1 pseudogene is annotated in these 559 nt (G+C 67.6%); it reads left to right on the top strand.

Annotation, left to right across the window (positions count from 1 at the left end):
* Nucleotides 1–559 (top strand): annotated as a pseudogene (locus tag M3I56_RS40870) (heme utilization protein); the annotation flags it as partial.

Here is a 559-nt window from a genome sequence, read left to right as displayed (position 1 = left end):
GACCACGACGGCGCTGAATGCGCTGAGCACGGCCCAGCTCGCAACGCTGGCGATCGCCTCGCTGACGACCGGTCAGGTGGCCGGTCTGAGCACGGGCCAGCTGTCGAGCCTGATTTCGAGCCAGGTCCAGCAGTTGGGTTCGGCTGACATCAAGGCGCTGAGCACCAGCCAGGTGGTGAACGGTCTGGGTTCGGCGGGCATCGCGGCACTGACGTCCAGCCAGGTCGCACAGCTCGGCACGGCGGACCTCAACGCACTGAACACGGCAGAAGTGCAGGCACTGGGCTCGGCGGGCATTGGCCAGCTGACCTCGTCGCAAGTGCAGTCGCTGACCTCGACGGCGCTGAACGCGCTGACGACGTCGCAGCTGGCGACGCTGTCGGTGAACCTGCTGACGAGCGCACAGGTTTCGGGTCTGAGCACGGGCCAGCTCGCGGGACTGAGCGCGACGCAGGTGCAGCAGCTGAACTCGGCTGACCTGCGCGCGCTGAGCACGAGCCAGCTCGTGAACGGTCTTGGCACCGCAGGCATCGCCTCGCTGACCAGCACGCAGGTGCAG

The sequence above is a fragment of the Paraburkholderia sp. CNPSo 3281 genome (assembly GCF_024206515.1).
In the GTDB taxonomy this organism is placed as follows: domain Bacteria; phylum Pseudomonadota; class Gammaproteobacteria; order Burkholderiales; family Burkholderiaceae; genus Paraburkholderia; species Paraburkholderia nodosa.
Note: the sequence above shows the minus strand (reverse complement) of the source record. Positions and strands in the feature narration are given on the sequence as shown.